This is a genomic window from Xylophilus sp. ASV27 (genome assembly GCF_016428875.1).
Lineage (GTDB): Bacteria > Pseudomonadota > Gammaproteobacteria > Burkholderiales > Burkholderiaceae_C > Xylophilus.
The window spans coordinates 1-1,373 of sequence record NZ_JAELTO010000230.1 but is presented as its reverse complement, the minus strand read 5'-3'; the positions used below and the strand labels follow the sequence as shown (position 1 = coordinate 1,373).

At 63.4% G+C, this 1,373-nt stretch carries 2 pseudogenes; both read left to right on the top strand.

The features are described 5' to 3' along the window. A pseudogene (locus JHD63_RS22545) lies at positions 1-117 on the top strand (IS5/IS1182 family transposase); the annotation flags it as partial. A gap of 149 nt (positions 118-266) precedes the next feature. After that, positions 267-1,253: pseudogene (locus tag JHD63_RS22540) on the top strand (IS4 family transposase); the annotation flags it as partial. Positions 1,254-1,373 lie beyond the last annotated feature (120 nt).

The window sequence follows — 1,373 nt, the reverse complement described above, 5'->3', positions numbered from 1 at the left end:
CTGGCCGCGTTTGGCAAGCTGCGAACCCGCTTCGAGCGCCGCATCGACATTCATGTCGCGCTGCTTTCCCTGGCTTGTTGTGTCATCTGTGCTCGCAACCTCCCTTTGTTTTGTTAGCCGCTCTTAAGGCGAATGGCGCTTACTTTGGCACCCAGCCATTGATCCGCGGGTAAGTGCTTGAAAGCAAAGAAGGGGGTGGCTGGCCCTGGATCGATAGGATGGTTGGTTACGAAACACCCAAACCATCTTTCCGAAGGCCAGCCACCATGGATCGTAAGGCGCGAAGCGAATTGCATCAACGGCGCAGCAGCATCGCGCGGCGCTCGGAATCGAGCCAGGCTGTGGACTTCTTCAACGTGCTGACCAGCGAGGAGTTGCTGCAGACGACCGAGGCGCTGCTGCCCGCGCACCGCCAACGGCTGTATCCGCCCACGGTGACGCTGTCCATGTTCATGCGCCAGACCCTGGAGGCTGACGGCTCGTGCCAGAAGGCAGTCAACGGCTGGGCGGCGCAGCGTGCCGCCGATGGTCTGCACGCGTGCAGCGTGCGCACCGGTGGGTACGGCAGAGCGCGCCAGCGCTTGCCGCTGCAGATGGTCAGTGGGCTGGCACGACACACCGGCGAACTGCTCAGTCAGAAGGCGCATCCGCACTGGCTGTGGCGCGGCCGAGCCGTCAAGCTGGTGGACGGCACCGGGCTGTCCATGCCCGACACCCCCGAGAACCAGGCCGTGTATCCCCAGCCCAGCACGCAGGCGCGCGGCGTGGGATTCCCGCTGGCGCGACTGGTCATGGTGATCTGCCTGGCTACTGGTGCGGCACTGGATGCGGCCATCGGTCCGCATCTTGGCAAAGGCAGTGGCGAGCTCGGCCTGGTACGTCAGGTGCTGGGCAGTCTGCGAGCGGGCGACGTGATGCTGGCCGATGCTTTGTACTGCAACTACTTCCTGATCGCCACGTTGATGGCCGCAGGCGTGGACGTGCTGTTCGAGCAGAACGGCTCGCGCATCACGGACTTCCGCCGAGGCCGCTCGGTGGGCAAGCGCGATCACATCGTGCACTGGCCCAAGCCGAAGGCCCGCCCGCCATGGATGACACCCGAGCAGTACGCTGATGCGCCCGATGAACTGGAGTTGCGCGAATGCAAGGTCCACCACCAGGTGTTGGTCACCACGCTGCGCAACCACCGCCATATCCGCAAGGACGCCCTGTCGCAGCTGTACGCCAGGCGCTGGCAAGTCGAGCTTGACCTTGCCCTCGAAAAACGTATCCCTTGCTGAGTGTTTCAATACAAGCAAGGAAGACGTAAATGAGGAAGACGACGAGAGCGCGCTACACGCTCGAATTCAAGCAAGAGGCGGTGCGGCTGGTCG